We start from the raw sequence: 18,678 nt of genomic DNA on the forward strand, positions 1-18,678 counted from the left end.
GCTTTCCCCTTTCGGCAGGCCACGTCCAATGTATATGAGAGTTCAAGTAAAATGCATCCCATGACCCGATGGCTGGACGACGACGAGCAGCGCACCTGGCGCAACTTCGTGGCCGCCACCCAGCTCCTGTATGCGGCGCTCGACCGCCAGTTGCAGCGCGACAGCGCGATGCCGCACACCTACTACGTGATCCTCGTGGGGCTGTCGGAGGCGCCGGAGCGCCGCATGCGCATGAGCGAGCTGGCCACGTGGGCGCAGTCCTCGCAGAGCCGCCTGTCGCACGCGGTGGCGCGGCTGGAGGAGCGCGGGTGGGTGCGCCGCGAGCGCTGCCCGGAGGACGGGCGCGGCAACTTCGCGGTGCTCACGGACGAGGGCTTCGCCGCCCTGGCGGCCGCCGCGCCGGGCCATGTCGAGGAGGTCCGGAGGAGCCTGTTCGACGTGCTCGACCCCGAACAGATCCGGGCGCTCGACGACATCTGCGCCACGGTCCGGTCCCGCCTGGAGCGCTGACCCGGGCCGCTCCCTCACCTCATGCCGCGCCTCGCGGCTCTTCCTCATGCCGCGCCTCGCGGCGCTTCATGCCCCCGCCTCGCGGTGCGGACACGCTGAGTCGCTAGCGCGGAAACTGTCGGTGGCACGTCGTAGCGTTGCGCGGGTGGCCGGGGGAGTGGCCTCGGCCCCGCGGGGAGCGGAGGCCCCGCGCGACCGGACGGAGGAGCGGGGGATGCACGACATGGACGACGCACTGTTCAGGGCGGTCCACGGGATCGCGGGGCGGCTGGCGGGGGCGCCGGTGCCCGTGGTGCTCGACGCGCTGGTGCGCCAGCTTCCCAAGGCGCCCGGCCTCGACGGTCCCGAGCTGCGCAAGATCGCCGAAGAGATCAGCGTGGGCCGCGACCCCTCCGGCCTCTGACCTGCCGCGAACCCACGCTCTCGTACCGCCGGCGCCCGGGTCGTGACCGCCCTGCCCGTTGCCCCGCCCTGACGTCGCGACGCCCGAGGTCGCGACGCCGGGCCGCCGAAGTTCAGCCGCGTGAACCTCGGCGGGTGCGGCGTCGTGTCGATGGCGTCGGGTGAGTGATCCGGGTGTCGCGAGGTCGCGTGGACGCGCCCCGGAACCGTGGTCTCCGGTGTCGTGAGATGTGTCGAGCGGGGGCGCAAGGCTCGGGGTCCCGGTGCCGCGGGATGTGTCGAACAGGGGCCCAAGGCTCGGGGTCCCGGTGCCGCGAGGTGTGTCGAAGGGGGAGGCAGGGCTGGCCGTCCCGGTCTCGTGAGGTGTGTTGACGATGGCGCAGGGCTCGCGGTCCCCTTGCCACGAGATGTGTCGAGTGGGGCGCAAGGCTTGCGAGTCCGGTGTCCTGCGAGGGCGGTGATGGCGGGGCGAGGCTCACGATGCCGGTGGCTCCGAGGTTGCCTCCTCGGCGGGCGGGCTTGTGATGGCCGGTGTGGTTCGTGCAGCATCGAGGCCATGGGTAGCGCTAACATCCACCGTCCCGTCCCGCGCGATGTCCTGGACGTGACCGCATGACGCTGGTCGCCGGGGTCGACTCGTCGACGCAGAGCTGCAAGGTCGTCATCCGTGACGCCGCCACCGGCCGGCTCGTACGCCAGGGCAGGGCCGCCCACCCCGAGGGCACCGAGGTCCACCCGGAGCACTGGTGGGCCGCGTTCCTGCGGGCCGTCAAGGAGGCCGGCGGGCTCGACGACGTGGCGGCGATCAGCGTGGCGGGGCAGCAGCACGGCATGGTCTGCCTAGACGAGACGGGCCAGGTCGTCCGTGACGCGTTGCTCTGGAACGACACGCGCTCCGCGGCCGCCGCCGCGGCCCTCGTGGCCGAGCTGGGCGGCCCCGCGGCGTGGGCCGAGGCGGTGGGCAGCGTGCCCGTGGCCTCGTTCACGATCACCAAGCTGCGCTGGCTGGCCGAGCTCGAGCCCGACAACGCCCGCCGGGTGGCCGCGGTGTGCCTGCCGCACGACTGGCTCACCTGGCGGCTCGCGGGGGCCCTCGGGCTGCCGTTCGAGGCGTGGGCCGACGCGCCGCCCCCGCCGCTCGACCACCTGACCACCGACCGCGGCGACGTCTCGGGCACGGGCTACTGGTCCCCGGCCACGGGGGCGTACCGCACCGATCTGCTGAAGGCGGCCTTCGGCGCGGTCCCGCTGCTGCCGCGCGTCCTCGGCCCGATCGCCGACGCCGCCACCCCCGCCGCCCCCGACGCTCTCGCCCGCGGGGTGACCACCGCCGGGGCGAGTTCGCGTCGCGGTGGTGACGCGGGACGTATGCGCATCGCGCCGGGCACCGGTGACAACATGGCCGCCGCGCTCGGCGTGGGCGCCCGGCCCGGGGACGTCGTGGTCTCGATCGGCACCTCGGGCACCGTGTTCGCCGTCTCGGACGCGCCGAGCGCCGACCCGAGCGGCCAGGTGGCGGGGTTCGCCGATGCGACGGGCCGGTTCCTGCCGCTGGTGTGCACGCTGAACGCGGCCCGGGTCATGGACGCGGCGGCACGCCTCACAGGCGTCGACCTCGACCGGCTCGGCGAGCTGGCGCTCCAGGCTCCGGCCGGTGCCGGCGGTCTCACGCTGGTGCCGTACCTCGAAGGCGAGCGCACCCCCAACCAGCCCACCGCCACGGGCGCGGTCCACGGCCTCACCCTGGCCACCTCGACCCCGGCCCACCTGGCCCGGGCCGCGATCGAGGGCATGCTGTGCGGCCTGGCCGACGGCCTCGACGCGCTCGGCCGCACGCCGGAGCGGGTGCTGCTGATCGGTGGAGGCGCCCGTTCGGAGGCGGTCCGCCGCATCGCGCCCACCGTCTTCGGCCGACCGGTCCTGGCGCCGCCGCCGGGAGAGTACGTCGCCGACGGCGCGGCCTACCAGGCGGCCTGGCTGCTGGACGCGGAGGTCGACTGGTCCTCGCAGGAGGCGGCGGTCTACGAGGCCGACGCGGTGCCGGACATCCGCCACCGCTACGCCGCGGCCCGCCCCCACATCCTCGACCGCCCCCACTGACCGCCCCCACGCCTCCACGTTCGGTGTCGGTGTCGGTGTCGGCGTCGGAGGTAGGTGCCGTCCGGGGCGCCGGAGGTGCGTGCGTGCGGTCGGGTGTCAGCCCGTGCCGAGGGCCTTGCGCAGGACGTGGACGGCCTGCTCGACGGCTCCCGTGGTGGCGGCCGTCCCTCTGAGCGGGTTGAGCATCATGAAGTCGTGCAGGATGCCGTTGTAGCGCAGGCTCGTCGTGCGCACCCCGGCAGCCAGGAGCTTGCGCGCGTACGCCTCCCCCTCGTCCCGCAGCACGTCGTTCTCGTCCACGATCACGAACGCCTCGGGCAGCCCGGACAGCTCCTCCAGGCTCGCCCGCAGCGGCGAGGCGGTGATCTCCCCGCGCCTGTCGCGGTCCGGCAGGTACGCGTCCCAGAACCAGGCCATGGCCTTCGCCGTCAGGAAGGGCCCGCCGGCGAACTCCCGGTAGCTGCCGGTGTCCTGGGCGGCGTCCGTGACCGGGTAGTAGAGCGACTGGTGGACGAACGTCACGTCGCCGCGCTGCTTGGCCAGGATGGTCAGGGCGGCCGTCATGTTGCCGCCGACCGAGTCGCCCGCGATCGCGAGGCGCGCGGCGTCGAGCCCCTCCGAGGCCCCGTCGCGGGTGATCCAGCGGGCCGTGGCGTACGCCTGCTCGATCGCCACCGGGTAGCGCGCCTCCGGCGAGCGGTCGTACTCGACGAAGACCACGGCGGCCCCGGCCCCGACGGCCAGTTCGCGGACGAGCCGGTCGTGCGTGCCCGCGTTGCCGAGGATCCAGCCGCCACCGTGGACGTACAGGACGGTGGGCAGCGGCCCGGCGGCTCCGGGTGGCTTGACGATGCGGACCCGCACGTCCCCGACCTCGGCCGGCACGGTGATCCACTTCTCGTCGACGTCGGGCTTGTCGATCGGGGCGGCCTGGATGTCGTCCAGGACCTTCCGGGCGCCCTCGGGGCCCAGCTCGTACAGGAACGGCGGCTTCGAGGTGGCGTCCGCGATCTCCTGCGCCGCGGGTTCGAGTATGTGCTCGCTCATGATGAGGTGTCGTCCTTCTGCTCGTCGTGCGTTCTCTTCTCGGGCTGGCGTACCCGCATCACCTGATCCCGAGCCCACGGCCCCTAGGGGACCCTGAGAAGGGATCAGGGGCGCTCCGGGGGTCTGGCCTGATGCCCCCGGCCCGGTGCGGGCGGGAGGGTTGGGGCATGACGGCAGTGAAGGACAGGATCACCCCCGCGACTGCGCCCCAGGGGAAGGCGCGGGCCGCGTCCGGGACCGCCGGGGCTCAGGGGGAGGGTTCCGGGGCTCAGGGGGAGGGCTCCGGGGCTCCGAGGGAGGGCGCGGGGTACCGGGTCGGGGGCGCCGGCGCCCGGGTCGGGGTCTACGCGCTCGTCGCGTGCCTGTCGATCGTCTCCGCCGTCGTCGCGGTCGTGGCCGGCCAGTTCGGCCCCGACCCGTACCTCGACCCTCTCAACGTGACCATCAGCGAGTACGCCGTGTCCGACCGCGGGGGCGTCACGGAGGTCGCGATGGCCGTCATGGGGCTGGGGTCGCTGGCGCTGCTGGGCGGGATGCGGGCGGCGGGGGCGCCGGTCCGGGGGACGCCCGAGCGGCTGCTGCTGGTGTGGTCGGTCGCGCTGGTCGTCGCCGCGGTGGTGCCGACCACGCCCATCGGTCACGACCTCACCCTCACCGCCCAGATCCACCGGTACGTGTCGGTGGCGGCGTTCGTGAGCCTGCCCGCGGCGGCGGCGCTCATGGTGCCGCGGCTGGCGGCCGACGCCGCGTGGAAGCCGGTGGCGCGGGTGGTGGAGTGGCTGGCGCTCGCCGGGGGGTTCGGGCTGCTGGCGATCACGTACGTGGCCCTGCCGGGCGGCGGGGTGATGATCGGGCTGGTGGAGCGGCTGCTGCTGGCCGCGGAGGTCACGTTGCTGCTGGTCCTGGCCGGGTGGCTGGCCCGGCTGGCCTGGGCCCGCGGGGTCGGAAAAGCCGTCAATTTCCCGACTTATCACAGATTTATCGCGAGTTGATCTTAAACACACCCGTTTCGGTGCTATTCTCTCCCGCGATCTTCTATCCGGGAGCAGGTACCATGGCATCGGGCAGATCCATCAGATTCAAGATCTCGACACTGCTCGTCATTCCCCTGGTCTCTCTCGTCGCGCTCTGGGCCTTCGCCGCCGCCACCACCATCGGCGAGGCGGTCAACCTTCTCAAGGCCCAGACCATCTGGACCAACGTGATCAACTACGCCGACGGCGTGGTCGGCAACCTCCAGCAGGAGCGGCTGGCCTCCGCCGAGCGGCTCGCGGGCACCGCCACCGACCCCGCCGCGCTGACCGACGCCCGCGTCAAGGTCGACCGGGTGCGCGCCAAGCTCACCCTGAACGGCACGACGGCCAGCACCCAGTCGGCCATGACGCCGGAGATGCGCGACCGGCTGAAGAACGCCTTCGAGGCGGTCGAGCGGCTGCCGGAGGTGCGGCGGCAGGTCGACGCCGGCAAGATGACGCCGTCGTCCCTGATCCAGCAGTACTCCGAGATCTCCGACGTCGTCCACATCATGTACTCCACGTTCACGGTGAGCACCGACGTGGAACTGGCCCGGCAGAGCCACGGCCTGATCGCCGCCGACGAGGTGCGCGAGCTGCTCAGCCGCGAGCACGCGCTCATCGTGGCCGCCGACGGCAAGCCGAGCATGACCGACCTGCACCTGCTGGCCCGCATCGACGGCGCCCGGCAGAACCTCTTCCCGTCGGCCATGGCCAACATGGACCCCGAGCTGCGCGCCGGGGTGCAGAAGGTGGCGACCTCCTCCCGCTTCGCGACGATGGAGCGGGCCCTCGACTCGTACATCATGGGCGAGCCCGTCAACATGCAGATGTGGCGCGAGCTGGCCGACCCGGTGCTGAAGGACTACACCGAGGCCGTCTGGCGCACCGGTGACGCGCTGCTCGCCCGGATCGAGCCGGCCGGCATCGCGATCATCATCCGCGCCGGCATCGCGGGCGCGCTCGGGCTGCTCGCGGTCATCTTCTCCGTCGTCGTGTCCATCCGGGCCGGCCGGCGCATCGCCTACGACCTCGGCGCCCTGCGCCGCAGCGCGCTGGACCTGGCCGAGATCAAGCTGCCCGACGTGGTGACCCGGCTACGCAGGGGCGACAGCGTGGACGTCGACGCCGAGGCGCCGCCCATCACCGTGGCCGACCAGACCACGAGCGAGGTCAGGGACCTGGCGGCGGCCTTCGACAGCGTCCAGCGCACCGCCGTGGACGCCGCCGTCGAGCAGGCGAGACTCCGCCACGGCGTCTCCGAGGCGCTGCGCAACCTGGCCAGGCGCAGCCAGACGCTGCTCCAGCGCCAGCTCAGGCTGCTCGACGACATGCAGCGCCAGACCGAGGAGCCGGAGGCGCTGGAGCGGCTGTTCAGGCTCGACCACCTCACCACCCGCATGCGCCGCCACGCGGAGGGCCTGGTGCTGCTGTCGGGCGGCTCCGCCGGGCGCCGCTGGCGCGGCACCATCCCGGTCGAGGACGTGCTGAACGGCGCCGCGGCCCAGGTCGAGGAGTACACCCGCGTCCGCGTCTACCCGATGCCCGAGTGCGGCTTCTCCGGCTCGGCGGTGGCGGACCTCATGCACCTGTTCGCCGAGCTGATCGAGAACGCCACCTCGTTCTCCTCGCCCGGCAACGAGGTGTCGGTGCGCGGCGAGATGGTCGGCCGCGGCTTCGCGGTCGAGGTGGAGGACCGCGGCCTCGGCATGTCGCCGGAGCAGCGCGACGCGATCAACCTGCGCCTGGCGGCCCCGCCCGACTTCGACCCCTCCCAGACCGAGCAGCTCGGCTTCGCGGTGGTCGGAATGCTCGCCAACCGGCACGGCATCTCGGTGACGCTCAAGCCGTCGCCCTACGGCGGCACCACGGCGATCGTGCTCATCCCCTCGATGCTGGTGGAGATGCTGCCGCCGCCGCTGGACATGCCGGCGTTCGAGCCGGTGTCGGTGTCGGTGGTCCGGCAGGACGCCGATGGCTCCGAGCGGCCCGTCGCGTCCCTGGAGGGCGCCACGGGCCCGGGCGGGCTGCCGCGCCGCGTCCGCACGTCCCGCCGCGCCCAGTCGCCGCAGCAGCAGCCGCAGGCCCAGACGCAGCCCCAGATGCTGCAGGCGCCGCAGCCGCAGCCGCACCAGCCGCAGTCCCAGCCGGACTCCGGGCTGCCCCGCCGCGTGCGGCAGACCAACCTGCCGCCCCAGCTCCAGCACCAGGGGGACGGAGCCTCCGCTCCGAGCGGCCGGCAGGGGGCCGGCCTGCCCTCCAGGACCCAGACGCAGCACCAGCCCGCCAAGTCCGTCGAGGAGCGCTCGCCCGAGGAGGCCAGGGCCCTGCTGTCCTCCCTCCAGTCGGGCTGGCGGCGCGGGCGTCAGGACAGCGACCAGGATGGGGGAACTCAGTCGTGAGCCGCGAGCCCGAGTGGGTGGACGAGGAGGCCGGGCCGGTCGTGCGGCCGTACGCGGTCGCCCGTGGACGCACCAGGTCCTCCGCGCCCGAGATCGACCTGCTGGCCACGGTGGTGGCCAGCGGCCTGCCCGTGCCGGCCAAGGCGGAGCTGAGCGCGCAGCACCGGCGGCTGATCGCCACCGTGGCCGCGCAGGCCAGGCCCGTGGTGGAGCTCGCCGCGGAGCTGCAGCTCCCGGTCGGGGTGGTGCGGGTGCTCCTGGGCGACCTGCTGCACTACGGGCTGGTCTCGGTGCGTCCGCCGCTCGCGAAGAGCACGGGCGCGACGGAGAACCTGCTGAGAGAGGTCATCAACGGCCTGCGGGCGCTGTAGCGCCCGCCAGAGCCGCGAGAGGCGCCGCGTCGGGGGGCGGGGCGCCGGGCGTCAGCCCGTCGCGGTCAGGGTCCGCAGGGAGTGCTCCACCAGCGTGACCATGACCTCCTTGGCCGAGCTGCGCCGCCGCACGTCGCACAGCAGCACCGGCACGTCCGGGTCGAGGTCGAGCGCGATCCGCACGTCGTCGACGCTGTGCCGCGCCGCGCCGTCGAAGCAGTTGACGGCCACCACGAACGGCGTGCCGCGCTGCTCGAAGTAGTCCACGGACGGGAAGCAGTCGGTCAGCCGCCGGGTGTCGGCGATGACCACGGCCCCGAGCGCGCCGTAGGACAGCTCGTCCCACATGAACCAGAACCGCTCCTGCCCCGGCGTCCCGAACAGGTAGACGACCAGCCCGTCGCGGATGGTGATGCGGCCGAAGTCCATGGCGACGGTGGTGGTGGTCTTGGCCTCCACGCCGTCGATGTCGTCCACGCCGATCCCGCGCTCCGACAGCACCTCCTCGGTGCGCAGCGGCTTGATCTCGCTGATGGCGCCCACCAGGGTGGTCTTGCCGACGCCGAAGCCCCCCGCCACGAGGATCTTCAGCGCGACGGGGTCGTCAGAGAGCCCGGAGTCCATTGATCACTTCCTTGAGAATGCCCTCGTTCGAACGCTGCCGAGCCGCTGAGGGAGAGGTCACAGAGATGAAGCCGTTGTCACGCAGATCGCCGAGCAGCACCCGCACGACCCCGATGGGCAGGTCCAGCTCGACGGCCACGTCGGCGACCGAGATCGGGGAGCGCGCCGCCCGCAGGATGAGCCGCTGCTCGGGCCCCAGCTCGCCCGCCGCCTCGCCGGAGGGCTCCCCGACGACGGTCACGGTGGCGACGAGGTCGAAGGCGTCCCCCGACGACCTCGTCCTCCCCCGGATGAGCGCGTAGGGCCGGACGACCGGTCCCGCCGCGTCGTCCAGCCACTGGGGGGTCTCCGTCATGGCGTCGTGTTTCGCGGGTTGGTCGAGATGTGCTGGCCCACCCGCTTGACCAGCATCGCCATCTCGTAGGCGATGTGCCCGACGTCGACGTTCGCCTCGGCCAGCACGGCCAGGCACGTGCCCTGGCCGGCCGCGGTCACGAACAGGAACGCCGACTCCATCTCCACGATGGTCTGGCGGACGTCGCCGCCGCCGAAGTGGCGTCCGGTGCCGCGGGCGAGGCTCTGGAACCCGGCCGCCACGGCCGACAGGTGCTCGGCGTCCTCGCGGACGAGCCCCTTGGAGTAGCCCACCGCGAGGCCGTCGGTCGACAGGATCACAGCCTGCCGGACCGCCGCGACCCTGGTCGTCAGGTCGTCGAGCAGCCAGTTCAGCTCACCGGTGTTGGTCGTGGGCGCGCTCATGCCTCCCCCTCCTCATTTGCTTCTTCTCGGGCGCGTTGGGTTCCCCGTTGGAACGCGGAGAACAGATCGCGTACCTCGTCGGGAGAGCGTTCCGTCTTCTGCTCCGGCTCCGGCTCGGGCGTCGGGTCCGCCCGAAGCTGGGGTGCCAGGTTTGCCTGCCGGACCCGCGTGGGCAGGCCGGCATGGGTCCCGCCGCTCACCACGGCGAGGGCCTTCTTCTTCCTCGTACGGCTGGGCAGCCCGGCGACGGTGCCCCGGCCGCTGCCGCCGCCCGTGTCCTCGCCGGCCTCGCGGCGGGTGTCACGGTCGTCGTCGCCGGCCGTCAGCGCCGTCTGCTCGCTGACCAGGGCGCGCGGCACCAGGACGATCGCCGTGGTGCCGCCGAACGGCGAGCGGCGCATCAGCACCTGGATGTCGTGCCGCTCGGCCAGCTTGCCGACCACGAACAGGCCGAGCCTGTCGCTGTCGGCGAGGTCGAACTCCGGGGGCCGGGCCAGCCGCGCGTTGATCGCGGCGTACTCGGCCTGGGGAAGCCCGAGTCCCCGGTCCTCCACCTCGATCGCGTACCCGTTGCTCACCAGGTCGCCGCGGACGTGGATCGGTGTGTCGGGCGGCGAGTACAGGGTCGCGTTCTCGACCAGCTCGGCCACGAGGTGGGTGAGGTCGGCCGCGGCGCCGCCGTCGATGGCGCTGGCCGGCATGGTCTCCACCGTGACCCGCGTGTACTCCTCGACCTCGGCGACGGCGGCCCGCACGATGTCGAGCACGGACACCGGCTTGCGCCAGGCGCGGCCGGGAGCCGACCCGGACAGGACGATGAGGCTCTCGGCGTGGCGGCGCATGCGGGTGGTGAGGTGGTCGACGCGGAAGAGCTCTTCCAGGCGGTCGGGGTCGTGGGTGCGGCGCTGCATGCTGTCGAGCAGGGCGAGCTGGCGATGCAGCAGGCCCTGCTTGCGCCGGGCGAGGTTGAGGAAGACCTGGCTCACGCCGCGGCGCAGCTCGGCCTGCCCCACGGCGGCCCGTACGGCGGTGCACTGCACGGAGGCGAACGCGCGGCCCACGTCGGTGATCTCGGCGGAGCCGCTGACCTTGAGCGGCTTGGCCTCCTTCGCGGGGTCCACGTCGTCGCCGCGGCGCAGGCTCTCGACGAGGGCGGGCAGCCGCTCCTCCGACAGCTCGACGGCGGCGGCGCGCAGCCCGGCCAGCTCGGCGCCCAGGCGGCGGCCGAGACGCACGGAGATGACGATCGAGGCGAGGACGGCGATCAGGCCGACGACGCCGGCGACCGCGATGCGGGCGAGGATGGCGGTGGCCGCCCCGGTGGCGCGGTCGGAGAGCACTTCGGAGGAGGAGACGCCGAGCCGGTCGAGCTGGGCCATCACCTGGCCGACGGCCGCGTTCCAGGCGGCGGCGTCGGGCGGCGGCTCGCCGGTGGTGACGATTCGCTTCTCCATGCGGGTGAAGTCGCGGAAGGTGGCGCCGTCGAGCACCTTCTCGTACGGCCGGCGCAGCGCGACGTCGAGGCCGGCCAGGCCGCGGGAGTGCAGGAACGTGCGGGTGGCGGTGTACTCGGTGAACGCGGCGGCCTCGGGCTGGGTGAGCTGCCCGTCGACCAGGGCGCCGCTGATCAGCGCGTGCTCCCGGGCGATGACCTCGCGGGCGTTGCCCATCGCCTGCATGGCCGTGGCCTGCTGGAAGAGCGGGAGGTCGGGCACGGAGACCATGTGGTCGTAGAAGCGGAAGAGGGCGTCGAGGACGGCGTTGTAGGCGTTGATGCCCACGAGGCGGGAGCTGAGGCCGGCGTCGATGTCGGCGCGGATGGAGCCGAGGCGGGCGAGCGCGCCGTCGAGGGTGTCGAGCGGGCGGCGCAGCTCGGCTGTGACGGCGTCGCCGGCCTCGGTGGCGGCGCGGCGGAAGTCGGCGACGGCCTTGTCGGTGCGGGCTCGCTGGGCACCGAGGTCCTTGGTGAGCTCACGCGTGGTGACGGCCACGGCGGAGCGGGCGCGTTCGGCCTGGAGCTGGAGACCCAGCTCGGTCGAGGTGACCCCGACCGTCTGGTACAGGGTGTTGGTCCTCAGGAGGGCCTGCCCGTCACCCACGGTGAGGTTCAGGGCGAACCCCCACAACGCGCTCAGAGATAGGAGGGGTAGTAGCAGCAATAAGAAGATCTTGAACCGAATTGACCGGTTACGCGAGCCCATGTCCCAACCTCGGAGTCGAGGGGCATTTCCACCTTTTGTGTAAATACACCTCCGGAAGATCGCACAGGAGACTAGCACCGTTTAAGCTCCCGGCGCAGTGGGAGGAACAGGATGATTAGTGTGATTACTGGGGCAAGCGCCGGGATCGGGGCCGCCGCGGCGGCCGAGCTTTCCCGCCGCGGGCACCGGGTGGTCCTCGTGGGCCGCGACCGGCGGCGGCTCGACGAGGTGGCGGCCGGCCTGGCCGGTCCGAAGGCCGACGTGCTGACGTGCGACTTCACGTCGCTGGACGACGTACGGGCGCTCGCGGCCCGCCTCGCCGAGCGCTACGAGCGCATCGCGGTGCTCGCCAACAACGCCGGAGTCATGAGCACCGAGCGGACCGTGACGTCGGACGGCCACGAGCTCATGGTTCAGGTCAACCATCTGGCGCCGTTCGTGCTGACCCAAACCTTGGGAGAGCGGGTCGACAGGGTGGTGACCACCTCGTCCCGCGCGGCCCGGAGCGGCCGGCTCGACCCGTCCGACCTGTCGCGGGAGCGGCGCAGGTGGAACGGCTGGCTCCAGTACGGCGACACCAAGCAGGCCAACGCGCTGTTCACGGTCGGGCTCGCGGCCCGCGGGGTGGCGGCCACGTGCTTCCATCCGGGGGTGATCCGCACCGGGTTCGCCGCCGGGTCGCTGCTCATGCGGCTCTTCCTGGCGGTGCCCGGGTACGCCAAGCCGCCGGAGCACGGGGCGCGCACCCTGGTCCACCTGGCCACGCACCGCGACGGGGTGGAGCACCAGGGCCGGTACGTCGACGGGCAGGCGCCACGGGAGGTGCCGGCGACCATGTCCGACCCGGCCCTGGCCGAGCGCCTGTGGGAGGCCACGCTGAAGGCCGTCGGGTAGGTCAGCGGGTCAGGTCGTCCACCGCCCGGCAGGCCGCCGTGACCGCGGAGTCGAAGCCGCCGCCCGGCTCGGCGTCGGCGTTCGCGATCGCGATCCGGCCGAACGGCCGCCGGGCGGTCTCCGCGGGGAGCGGGCCGTCGGGGTAGAAGCCGTCCCACGGCCTGCGGTACTCGGGCGCGTACCCGTGCCCCCACCGGTTGACCGTGACGGCCTCGACGTCGGCGGCCGGGTCGAAGCCGTACGGCTCCAGCAGCCGGGTGAGCTGGTCCCGCAGCGTGTACTCCAGGTCCTCGTACGGGGTCCTGAGGAGCGCCTGGCGGCCCGCGGCGGCCCCGCGGGCGGGCCCGAGCTCCGAGCGGCTCGGCGCGGCCACCAGATGCGCCAGGATCGGCTCGGAGGGGTCGGTGGGGCACGGGTAGCCGGGAGCGCTCACGGGCCGTCCCAGCTCCGTCTGGCACCAGTACGCGCCCGTCCAGCGCACGGCCCGCACCCCCGCCCGGTGCCAGGCCCGCCAGTCGCGCAGCCGTACGGTGGCGTGCAGCACGGGCGTCTTGACGGCGGCCCGCAGCGCGCGCCGCTGGTCGGCCGGCAGCTCCGGCACGAGGTACGGGATGACGGTGTGCCAGCAGGCCAGCACCACGGCACCCGCGCTCACGGTCCTGAGCCGGTAGCCGTCGAAGTAGCCGACCGTGGCGGCGGAGCCGTCGCCGTCGTTGCGCACCGAGACCACCGGGCTGGACAGCCGGACCCGGACCCGGCTCCCGGGCCGGTCCAGGCGGGCGTAGTCGTAGGCGGCCGTCGTCACGCCGTCCGCGGACACGGAGGTGGACGCGGAGGTGGACGCGGAGGTGGACGCGGAGGTGGACGCGGAGCCGGCGAAGCCGGGGACCATCCGGCCCACCAGCATCCGCACCAGCGCCTGGTTGCCCTCGGGGAAGCGGACGGGAGCACCCGCGTCCCACTCCTTGCGCACCGTGGGCGAGTTGAACCGCGACGGCTTGCCCCGGTCCAGCCCCAGGCCGCCGAAGCCGGGATAGTCCCAGCGGCGGGCCATGCCCCAGGCGTCGATCGCGCCGAAGGAGTCGGCGCCGTACCCCCAGCGGGCGCTCGGCATCGTGCGGCAGAACCGCTCCACGTCCGGGTGGACCCCGCACACCTCCAGCAGGAACGCCGAGTACGTCAGCTCCGCCAGCCGCCGTTCCTTCTCCTCGTCCGGCATCCCGGAGAGCCAGTCGGGCGGGTCGGTGCAGAGCATGAGCAGGTCCCGCCGGGCCTGCTCGGCGATCGGCAGGCGGCTCACCCAGTCCTCGGCCGGCCCGTCGGGCTCGAAGGCCACCAGCCGGTCGCGCCCGAACGCCTCCCGGTCGCACATCACGCCCCTGCGCAGGCCGAGACCCGGGTAGAGCTCGCGGTCCAGGCGCCCGGCGAGCGTGTCCGGCTCGACGCCGAGGAGGGCGAGCAGCTCCTTGGCCTCGGGCGTCCACGCCTCGGGCGGGCCGAGCGACGGCGAGCCGCCGGGCCCGATCAGCGGCCCCGGTCGCGCGCCGCCCCTGAACTCGTTGCGCCGCGCGTGCCCGCCGATCTCGTCGTGGTTGTCGAGGACGAGCACGCGGGCCTTCGGCTCGCGCCGCAGCCACTCGTGGGCGGCGGTGACGCCGCTGACGCCGGCGCCCACGACCACCAGGTCGTAGCTCTCGCCCGTGGGGTGGGGCGGGCCGGCGTGCTCCCAGAAGCGGCCGTCGCGCAGCGCGTGCGGCACGCTGAGCGCGTCGGGGTCGTCGCCCCGCAGTCCGGTGAGCGCCGGCGGGTAGGGGGGCTCCTCGGGCCGCTCCGCGCCGCGGCCGCCGTGGAGGAGCGGGATCCCGGTGACCGCGCCCACCGCCGTCGCCGCCGCGGTCACGGCGACGCCGTCGAAGAAGTCACGGCGCGAAATCGGCCGGTCCATCCCGAGGTCGCGCGCCCGGCGCGGGTCGATGTCGCTCATGTGCTGGATCATGATGACGCCGGGCAAATGCCGCGCTACGCCGCGCAGTGCTCCGAGAAACTTTTTGCGCGACCTGTTACGGCGAATTGCCGCTTTGCGGGGTGTGCCCCCGTTCGGGCCTCCTGGCGTGCGGAGACTCCGATCCGCGGCTGGTCGAGCCCGTTCGGTGACTCCGCTCGCCCGGGAATGGGGGTGAATGGATATGGCCGCCATGAAACCGCGCGATTCCATGAATAGCGCTGTTGCGCGGCCCCGCCGAGGTCGTTTCCTCTAGCGTTCGGAAATATGCTGGGTAAGTCAAATCGTCAATCCACTGTCAGCCGGTTTTCCGGACTCAAGGCTTTTTCCGGGATATGTGCCGGCGTGACGCTCCTGGCGGGATGCGCCGCCGGCGAGAGCGCCGGGAGCGCCGGGAGCACCGGGTCCAACCCGGCCCGGGTCGCCGCCGCCACCGCCGAGGCGGGCCGGCTGCGCGCCCTCCTGCTGCCGGCGCCCCAGGGCATGAAGGTCGTCCACGGCCCCGAGACGGGCTTCTTCGGCCGCCTGGAGGCGACCCGGAAGGGCCTCGCCGCGGTCCGCGCGGCGAGCGCGGAACGGCCCGAGTGCGCCAAGGCGGCGCAGCTCGACGTCACCGAGCCCACCGTGGCCGGCGCGCCGGCCGCCGTCGTCGCCTTCGCCTCCGACAAGGGGTCGATCACCGAGGCCATCGTGTCGATGCCCACGGAGGGGTTCCCGGCGCCGCTGCCCAAGGAGTGCGCCAACTACACGGCGGCTGTCAACGGCACGAAGGTGACCTATCGCACGCGCGAGCTGTCCATGCCGCGGCGCGGCGACCAGTCGCGCGCCTATCTCACCACCGCCGCGGGCGGCGGGCAGGACGTCCAGGTCGGCACCGTGCTGGTGCGCCGGGGCAAGGCCGTGCTGAGCCTGCTCGTGGTGGGCGAGAAGGTCAAGCGCGACGGCCTGTACGAACTCGGCCGGCTCGCCGACGAACGTCTGGCGAAACTGCACGGCTGAGCGGCCCGCCGGTCCCGGTCACCGCACGACCGGGACCGGACGGGTCCGGATCCGCCTCAGATCAGGACGTGGTCGTCGGGGCGGCCGACGAAGGAGAACTGGGCGTTGCGGGTCAGCTTGATGTGGTCGGCCTGCCAGGTGTGCATGCTCGCGTCGGCGCTGCGCCAGTAGACGAAGTTGAACCGGTCCGCCGAGTAGATCTTGACGCCGTCCTCCTTCAGCCGGCGCACCAGGTGGGTGTCCTCGCCGCGGGTGATGTCGGCGAAGCCGTACGAGCGGAACATGCCGGCCGTGCCGAGGAACGTGCCGCCCTGCACCAGGAACGAGTAGCGGTGCTCCAGGCCCGGCAGGCGCAGCATGGTGGTGTTGCTGCCCTCGAAGTAGGAGTAGTGGGCGCCCTTGCCGACCAGCTCGGCGTTCGTGTAGTCGAAGGCGCGCACGAGGTCCGACAGGTAGTGCTCGCCGTACAGGTTGTCGTCGTCCATCTTGGCGATCAGCTCCCCCTCGGCGGCGGCGATGCCCAAATTCATGCAGGCGCCGAGCGACAGCTCGGGCGCCGCGGGCAGCACCACGACGTCGGTGATGCCCGCCATGCGCGCCTTGTCGGCCACCACGACGGGGTCGATGTCGAGGCCGTGCAGCACCATGACGAGCTGGAGCGGCCGGTGGATCTGCCGGGCCACCGACGAGATGGCGTGCTCGATCTGCGCGGCGCGGTTGGTCGGCAGCACCACCGAGATCGAGCGCGAGCGCGACGGCGCGGGCTTGCCGAGGAACGACAGGATCTGGTCCACGCGGTGCGAGAACAGGTGCTTGTCGAAGACCTCGCGCATGGCCAGGTGCCCCATCCGGGCGCGCAGCTCGGGGCTGTTGATCAGGTGCAGCACCTGGTTGTACGACTCGACCGGCTCGCGGGCGATCGGGACGAGCTCGCCGAAGGTCTCCTCGATGGCCCGCGACCAGCCGGAGACGACCGGGGTCGAGCAGGCCGACAGCTCGAAGACGCGGCGCGCGCACATGGTCGGCGAGTCGAGCACCGAGTTGACGTTGAGGAAGACCTTGTACATCCGGTACGCGGCCAGCATCCGGTCGTAGGGCAGCTCGCCGACGATGTGCGGGCGGTACTTCTCCGGCCAGGCGTACTTCTCGTCCACCTCGCCGTTGCGGGCGAAGATGTGCAGGCCCAGCTCGCGGACCGGGTCGAGCACGACCTCCATCTGCTCGCGCCGCTCCGGGTGCTTGTCGCGGAAGTACATGCCGGCGAAGACCACGTCGTGCAGCCGGCCCTCCCGCTGCTGGACGGGGTTGTGCACGCGCGGCTGGGCGGCGAACTGCAGCACGTCCACCCGGTCGTGGCCGAGCACCTCGCGGTACTTCGGCACCATGTCGCCGTCGCAGGTGAAGACGTAGTCGAACAGCTTCGCCGTGTCGATGAAGAAGTCGAAGTTGGGCGGGTCCTCCTTGTTCCAGAAGACCGTCGGGATGCCCTCGGCCCGGCACCAGGCCACCAGCTCGCGCAGCGGCTCCTTGGGCGCGTTGGTGCCGGTCATCTGGTAGCGCCAGCGGCCCTGGTTGCCGTGCCAGGCCGACTCGCAGAACAGCAGGTCGGGCCGCTTCTCGGCGAAGATCTCCGGCCAGTCCTTGAGCCCGAACTCGATCTGGTCCCACTCGTAGCGGAACGCCGCACGGGAGAAGTCGTCCAGGATGACCGCGACCTTCAGGTCGGGCCGGTTGACCGGCCCCGCCGGCCACTTGACCGCGGGCACCTCGACGAGCGGCGGCCGGTGGTTGGCCGTCTCGATCGCCTCGGTGACCGGGGTGGGCGGCTTGGGGGCGCGGTCCTTGGACCTGACGGCCTCCAGCATCTTGCCGGGCCGCTTGGTGCCGATCGCCTCGCCCAGCTTGAACGTCCGCTTGGCCTGGGTGGCCTCCAGCTTCCAGGTGGCGTAGGCGGCCTTGGCCTCGGCGATCTCCAGGCGCCGGCGCAGCTCCCTGACCTCGGCCTCGAAGCGCTCGACGACCTTGCGCTCCTCCGGGAGCCAGTTGACGGGGCCGAGCCGCTGGAAGGTGGGCTCTTCGGGAGTTTCGGCCATGGGGATGCTCGCCTATCGCTTAGCGGAGAGATGTCATCGTACGCGGAGCGTGGGGGAGCGCACCGGCGAAACGGAAGAAAGCCGTATGAAGCCGTACGAAGCGGGGCTATTCGGACCGGATGCCCTGCGCGGCCGGCGAGAGGTTGTCCCCCCTGAGCCAGGCCGAGATCACCCGGGCGATGCGCGGCCCGGCGGCGCCGTCCCACAGCGGCGGCAGCTCGCCCGAGGGCGTCGAGGCCCCGTCGGCCAGCGCCTTCTCCGCCGCGGCCGGCAGCAGGGCCGGCGTGACCAGGCGGTTGGTGCCGTGGGTGATCGTGACCGGCCGCTCGGTGTTGGGCCGCACGGTCAGGCACGGCACACCCAGCATGGTGGTCTCCTCCTGCACGCCGCCCGAGTCGGTGACCACCAGCGCCGCGCCCCGCACGAGGGAGAGGAAGTCCACGTAGCCGAGCGGGTCCACGACCTGGACCGACGGGCCGTCCACCAGCCCCGCCTCCGCCAGCCGGGTGCGGCCCCTCGGGTGGATCGGCACGATCAGCGGGATCTGCCGCGAGACCTCCAGCACCGCCGAGACCAGCTCGGCCGCCGCCTCGGGGCTGTCCACGTTGGCCGGGCGGTGCAGCGTCGCGACCGCGTAGCGCTCCGGCGCGCCCAGCCGCGCCACCACGGGCGCCGGGTCCAGCGACGGCAGCGCCGCGAACAGGCTGTCGATCATGGGGTTGCCCACGAGGTGGACCTTCGCGGCCGGCACGCCCTCGGCCGCCAGGTGCGACAGCGCGTCGGGGGAGGTGGCGAACAGCAGGTCGGACAGCGAGTCGGTGACGATCCGGTTGACCTCCTCCGGCATGCCCCGGTCGAAGGAGCGCAGCCCCGCCTCCACGTGCGCGGTGCGCACGCCCAGCTTGGCGCACACGAGGATCGCGGCCAGCGTGGAGTTGACGTCGCCGTAGACCACGACCAGGTCCGGCGCGTGCTCCAGCACGACCTCCTCCAGGCCCACGAGCAGGGCCGCGGTCTGCTTCGCGTGGGTGCCCGAACCGACCCCCAGGTTGGCCACCGGCTCCGGCAGGCCGAGGTCGGCGAAGAACACGTCCGACATCAGCGCGTCGTAGTGCTGACCGGTGTGGACGATGCCCTGCCGCACCCCGAGTTCGCCGAGCGCTCGCACCACCGGGGCCGCTTTCACGAAGTTGGGCCGGGCGCCCAGCACGTGCAGGACCAGGGGGTTCTCCCTCATTGACCTCGCCTTTCAGAGCGGAAG

The 18,678-nt window shown here is 72.8% G+C and carries 16 protein-coding genes; 8 read left to right on the forward strand and 8 right to left on the reverse strand.

Annotated features, from left to right (window positions below; all coding sequences use genetic code 11):
- Positions 1 to 60 precede the first annotated feature (60 nt).
- From HTZ77_RS18860 to xylB, 3 genes are all read left to right on the forward strand, one after another.
- The gene (locus HTZ77_RS18860) at positions 61 to 510 is read left to right on the forward strand and encodes a MarR family winged helix-turn-helix transcriptional regulator (RefSeq protein WP_205302853.1); all 450 of its coding nucleotides are present in this window, start codon (positions 61 to 63) and stop codon (positions 508 to 510) included.
- 214 nt (positions 511 to 724) lie between these two features.
- Entirely contained in the window at positions 725 to 913 is a 189-nt protein-coding gene (locus HTZ77_RS18865) for a hypothetical protein (protein WP_175590937.1), read from the forward strand.
- Positions 914 to 1,524: 611 nt separating this feature from the next.
- Complete coding sequence (gene xylB / locus HTZ77_RS18870; RefSeq protein WP_175590938.1) at positions 1,525 to 3,012, forward strand: xylulokinase; 1,488 nt, start codon at positions 1,525 to 1,527, stop codon at positions 3,010 to 3,012.
- A gap of 96 nt (positions 3,013 to 3,108) precedes the next feature.
- Here xylB and HTZ77_RS18875 read toward each other — a convergent pair whose 3' ends face one another.
- Entirely contained in the window at positions 3,109 to 4,059 is a 951-nt protein-coding gene (locus HTZ77_RS18875) for an alpha/beta hydrolase (RefSeq protein ID WP_175590939.1), read from the reverse strand.
- 167 nt (positions 4,060 to 4,226) lie between these two features.
- Between HTZ77_RS18875 and HTZ77_RS18880 the strand changes: the two genes are divergently transcribed.
- From HTZ77_RS18880 to HTZ77_RS18890, 3 genes are all read left to right on the forward strand, one after another.
- Positions 4,227 to 5,051, forward strand: coding sequence for a DUF998 domain-containing protein (locus tag HTZ77_RS18880; protein WP_235994867.1), 825 nt, complete (start codon positions 4,227 to 4,229; stop codon positions 5,049 to 5,051).
- A gap of 62 nt (positions 5,052 to 5,113) precedes the next feature.
- The gene (locus HTZ77_RS18885) at positions 5,114 to 7,474 is read left to right on the forward strand and encodes a sensor histidine kinase (RefSeq protein WP_175590940.1); all 2,361 of its coding nucleotides are present in this window, start codon (positions 5,114 to 5,116) and stop codon (positions 7,472 to 7,474) included.
- Positions 7,471 to 7,845, forward strand: a complete 375-nt coding sequence (locus tag HTZ77_RS18890; RefSeq protein WP_175590941.1) for a DUF742 domain-containing protein — start codon at positions 7,471 to 7,473, stop codon at positions 7,843 to 7,845. Before HTZ77_RS18885 ends, HTZ77_RS18890 begins: the two co-directional genes overlap by 4 nt.
- A 51-nt stretch (positions 7,846 to 7,896) precedes the next feature.
- On the opposite strand, the gene HTZ77_RS18895 is transcribed toward HTZ77_RS18890, so the two are convergent.
- The 4 genes from HTZ77_RS18895 to HTZ77_RS18910 are packed head-to-tail and all read right to left on the reverse strand — an operon-like array spanning position 7,897 to position 11,354.
- A complete protein-coding gene (locus tag HTZ77_RS18895; RefSeq protein WP_175590942.1) occupies positions 7,897 to 8,469 on the reverse strand; it encodes a GTP-binding protein in 573 nt (190 codons plus the stop codon).
- Complete coding sequence (locus HTZ77_RS18900) at positions 8,450 to 8,824, reverse strand: DUF742 domain-containing protein (RefSeq protein WP_175590943.1); 375 nt, start codon at positions 8,822 to 8,824, stop codon at positions 8,450 to 8,452. The genes HTZ77_RS18895 and HTZ77_RS18900 overlap by 20 nt, the downstream gene beginning before the upstream one ends.
- Positions 8,821 to 9,228 (reverse strand): roadblock/LC7 domain-containing protein, encoded by a 408-nt coding sequence (locus HTZ77_RS18905; RefSeq protein ID WP_175590944.1) that lies wholly within the window; start codon positions 9,226 to 9,228, stop codon positions 8,821 to 8,823. Before HTZ77_RS18905 ends, HTZ77_RS18900 begins: the two co-directional genes overlap by 4 nt.
- A complete protein-coding gene (locus tag HTZ77_RS18910; RefSeq protein ID WP_205302854.1) occupies positions 9,225 to 11,354 on the reverse strand; it encodes a sensor histidine kinase in 2,130 nt (709 codons plus the stop codon). The genes HTZ77_RS18905 and HTZ77_RS18910 overlap by 4 nt, the downstream gene beginning before the upstream one ends.
- Positions 11,355 to 11,540: 186 nt before the next feature.
- Between HTZ77_RS18910 and HTZ77_RS18915 the strand changes: the two genes are divergently transcribed.
- The gene (locus HTZ77_RS18915) at positions 11,541 to 12,323 is read left to right on the forward strand and encodes an SDR family NAD(P)-dependent oxidoreductase (protein WP_175590946.1); all 783 of its coding nucleotides are present in this window, start codon (positions 11,541 to 11,543) and stop codon (positions 12,321 to 12,323) included.
- A 1-nt stretch (position 12,324) separates the two neighbouring features.
- Here HTZ77_RS18915 and HTZ77_RS18920 read toward each other — a convergent pair whose 3' ends face one another.
- Positions 12,325 to 14,307, reverse strand: coding sequence for an NAD(P)-binding protein (locus tag HTZ77_RS18920; RefSeq protein WP_235994868.1), 1,983 nt, complete (start codon positions 14,305 to 14,307; stop codon positions 12,325 to 12,327).
- A 363-nt stretch (positions 14,308 to 14,670) separates the two neighbouring features.
- On the opposite strand from HTZ77_RS18920, the gene HTZ77_RS18925 reads away from it, so the two are divergent.
- On the forward strand, positions 14,671 to 15,324 hold the full coding sequence (locus tag HTZ77_RS18925; protein WP_175590947.1) for a hypothetical protein: 654 nt from the start codon (positions 14,671 to 14,673) through the stop codon (positions 15,322 to 15,324).
- 56 nt (positions 15,325 to 15,380) lie between these two features.
- Here HTZ77_RS18925 and HTZ77_RS18930 read toward each other — a convergent pair whose 3' ends face one another.
- Together HTZ77_RS18930 and wecB are read right to left on the reverse strand one after the other, a co-directional pair.
- A complete protein-coding gene (locus HTZ77_RS18930; protein ID WP_175590948.1) occupies positions 15,381 to 17,417 on the reverse strand; it encodes a glycosyltransferase family protein in 2,037 nt (678 codons plus the stop codon).
- A gap of 106 nt (positions 17,418 to 17,523) precedes the next feature.
- The gene (wecB, locus tag HTZ77_RS18935; RefSeq protein WP_175590949.1) at positions 17,524 to 18,654 is read right to left on the reverse strand and encodes a non-hydrolyzing UDP-N-acetylglucosamine 2-epimerase; all 1,131 of its coding nucleotides are present in this window, start codon (positions 18,652 to 18,654) and stop codon (positions 17,524 to 17,526) included.
- Positions 18,655 to 18,678 lie beyond the last annotated feature (24 nt).

The sequence above is a fragment of the Nonomuraea montanisoli genome (assembly GCF_013363975.1).
Lineage (GTDB): Bacteria > Actinomycetota > Actinomycetes > Streptosporangiales > Streptosporangiaceae > Nonomuraea > Nonomuraea montanisoli.